Below are 3,498 nucleotides of genomic sequence, written 5' to 3'. Positions count from 1 at the left end.
TTTTTTTGTGTTAAAAGGCTATATATCAATAAAAACGAAGGTTTTTACTATAAAACTTTAGACAATACGAAAAATTATAAAGGGGTATAAAAATGAAAAAAAGGTTTTTTAGTAGTTTCCTGATTGTGTTACTATTGTTGGTTAATTTTGCGACTTCTGCTTTTGCTTTACAAGACCCACCGGTTGATTTTGCGGAGAGAGGGTCAATTACAGTTCATAAATATAGTTTTGAGGGGGACGAATCAGATAAGATAGATGGTACAGGTATTGAGTTAGACAAGGATGTTGATATTCCCGTAAATTCAACACCATTGCCTGGAACAGTATATGAAATCCAACAAACACATGAGCTTGTACAAGGGACAAATAATCAGGAAGAGTGGGTGGAATTAGTAACACCAGCTACACCTATTCAGAGAACTACAGACTCAAATGGTGTAGCAAACTTTGATGATTTAGATCTTGGTCGATATACATTAAAGGAAATCTCTGCACCAGGACATTTAACAGATCCGGTTACTTATTATATTGACGTTCCATTAACAGTTGAAAACGGTACTAAATTATTGTATGACGTACATGTTTATCCTAAGAATACACCTGTTGAAGGTGGCGTTGAATTTCTTAAGCTTGGTGAAGGTGCAGAAGAAAATGCATTAGCAGGAGTTACGTTCCACTTGTTTTATGAGGATGGAACGAGAGTAGATGATGTTGACTATGTCTCGGGCTTTGATGGTTATGTTAGAGTGGCGGGACTAGCTACTGGATCTTATTATTTTGAAGAGGTAGAAACAGTAAACGGATATTTATTAAACAATACAAAGATCCCATTTGAAATTGAGGAAATAATCGGTGATGAACAACCGGAAACTGTTGTTCTAGCAAATTTCCAAAACTATAAAGAACCCGATGTTTTCAAAGAACAAAGAGATCTAAATGAAATTGAGTGGGGAGAAGAAACCACAACTCTTGTTGGGGAAACGGTTGATTTCCGTCTCTCTGCAATTGCTCCGACTGATATAGATGAATATGTTAAGTTTGCTTTGTCGGACCAAATTGATACACGTTTAAATTATACAGCTGGTTCAACAACGGTTTATATTAATGATTCGGATACTCTTTTGGTAGCGGGTAATGACTACACATTAGTTGAAGCAACTGAGGCAAATAATGATACATTAGAGGTTTCTTTAACAGAGGCTGGAATTGCTAAGTTAACTGCAGGAGATACACTGTATGTTGAATTCTCTGCAGTAGTTGATGAAAGTGCATTAGGTGAGGGACCAATTGAAAACACGGCAGTTGTTGACTGGGATAATAATAAAGGTGATGAGGGCGATAAAGAATCCGACCCAACTATTACTACGCCAGAAGAAGGAACGATAACAATTACAAAAGTTGCGAAGAATGATAATGATCTCTTATTAGAAGGAGCAACTTTTAAACTACAACGTCTGGATGAAAATGGAGAATGGGTAGATGCTGTTGGTTCAAGTCAAACAACCGATCAAACGGGTGTATTAACTTGGGATCGCTTAGTCTCTGGAGATTACAGATTAGTAGAAACTGCAGCACCGGCTGGATATAATCTCTTAGCTAATCCAATTGAATTTGTAATTGATGATGGTGTTAATTTATCACATGAGTTTCTAATTGAAAATATGCCAGAAGGTTTGATTCCACAGACAGGTGGTATGGGTACATTAATGTTTACGGTATCAGGCTTAGTGTTAATGGGCTTTGCTGGCTTTAATTTAATCAGAAAAAGACAAGAGGCAAAATAAGTTATTCAATTTAAATAAGGAATAGGTTTAACGACCTATTCCTTATTCACTTATATTATTTTAGCAAGGATGTACTGACATGAAAAAAAATATTATCATTATTTTATGTTTCCTATTTGGTTTAGGAATCTTCTTGTTCCCGATCATTTCAAACTATCTTAATAGTATTGTTCATTATACAGTGATCGAAGACTATCAAGATAATATCAAGGAAATAGATGAAGATGAGTTAGGAAAGATGAGAGAAGAAGCTGAGGCACATAATCGTACTTTAACTGAGCAAGTTACTGCTATGAATGATCCATTCTCTAAAGATAATGAAAATGAGCGCAAGATATCTGAATATGCGACGATTATAAATGTCGGTCAAGCAATGGGGTATATTGACATCCCTGTTATTGATGTGGAGTTGCCAATATATAGCGGAGTTAGTGACTCCGTTTTGTCACAAGGTATCGGTCACTTGCCACGGTCATCGTTGCCGATAGGTGGGAAAGGTACGCATGCCTCACTTACCGGTCATCGAGGGCTACCTACATCTAAGCTTTTTCGCAATTTAGGTGAGGTTGAGATTGGGGATCAATTTTTTATTCATACACTAGACAATACTTTGGCTTATCAAGTTGATCAAATTAAAATTGTGCTTCCACATGAGTTAGAAGAGTTAGCAATATTACCAGATGAGGATTATGTTACGCTGATTACTTGTGAACCTTATATGATAAATACCCATCGTCTGTTAGTGCGGGGGACGCGCATCCCATTTGAACCAGATGCAGAAGCGATTGACTACCAATCTGGTGATATACTTAAAGCTAAGGATGGCAATAGAAGGATATTAATCGGCTCAATCTTAATAGGTGTTCTAATAATAGGGACAACACTAGGGATCACGTTAAAAGTCTTGAAGAAACGAGAGGAAAAAGGCAATGGGATATAAAAAGATACTTATGTTAATTATTTTTCTAATTGGCCTCAGTCTAGTTCTTTATCCGATGGTATCCAAGAAATATTATCAAGCACATTTAAATGAGGTGGTTGCGAGTTTTAATGAAGGATATGAAAAAGCCTTCCTTGAGAAAGACTCAGAAATAGATGATTCCATATTTGCGACAATTGAAATCCCAAAAATTAATCTTCATTTACCAATATATTATGGTGCATCAAATGAAATTTTATCTAATGGTATTGGGCTAATTGAAAATATGCATGAATCAATTGGTGGACCCAGTACACATAGTATTTTAGCGGGTCATTCAGGAATAGCTTCAAAGGAACTGTTCACGAATGTTCATAAATTGGAAATTGGAGACATATTTAAAATTAATATGAGAGATGATCAATTAGAATACAGCGTCATAGATAATCAAAAGATAAAAGTAACTGAAACAGAGTATTTAGAGGCACAAAAAGACAGAGACTTGGTAACTTTATTGACATGTCCAACCTTTGATTCAAAAAACTACCGGATCATTGTTATTGGTGAAAGGATTAATGATGACTAGCTTAAAGTTTTTTAAAAAATTTGATAGAATTATTAATGGAGATGGAAACTAATTCCACATCTTAAGATTCAACAGAATGAAGTGTTTGAACAACAAACGGCTAAAATACAAAAGGAATTCAGTTAGACTGGATTTCTTTTGTTGTGTGCCCAGCATGGGTGCAGACTCTAGGGTGAAAGTCCCGAACAGTGAAGGCAGTAGTAGCTGTA

General features: G+C 35.8%; 3 protein-coding genes. All 3 read left to right on the top strand.

From position 1 onward, the window contains the following. Positions 1-92 precede the first annotated feature (92 nt). The 3 genes from ABD814_RS11965 to ABD814_RS11955 all read left to right on the top strand — a co-directional run bounded on the left by ABD814_RS11965 (position 93) and on the right by ABD814_RS11955 (position 3,289). A complete protein-coding gene (locus ABD814_RS11965) occupies positions 93-1,784 on the top strand; it encodes a SpaH/EbpB family LPXTG-anchored major pilin (protein WP_344913488.1) in 1,692 nt (563 codons plus the stop codon). 79 nt (positions 1,785-1,863) lie between these two features. Further along, a complete protein-coding gene (locus ABD814_RS11960; RefSeq protein WP_344913485.1) occupies positions 1,864-2,724 on the top strand; it encodes a class C sortase in 861 nt (286 codons plus the stop codon). After that, positions 2,714-3,289 carry a sortase gene (locus ABD814_RS11955; RefSeq protein WP_344913482.1) on the top strand — a complete coding sequence of 192 codons (576 nt, stop codon included), beginning with the start codon at positions 2,714-2,716 and terminating at the stop codon, positions 3,287-3,289. Before ABD814_RS11960 ends, ABD814_RS11955 begins: the two co-directional genes overlap by 11 nt. Positions 3,290-3,498 lie beyond the last annotated feature (209 nt).

It is taken from the genome of Amphibacillus indicireducens, assembly GCF_039539605.1.
GTDB lineage: Bacteria > Bacillota > Bacilli > Bacillales > Amphibacillaceae > Amphibacillus > Amphibacillus indicireducens.
Note: the sequence above shows the minus strand (reverse complement) of the source record. Positions and strands in the feature narration are given on the sequence as shown.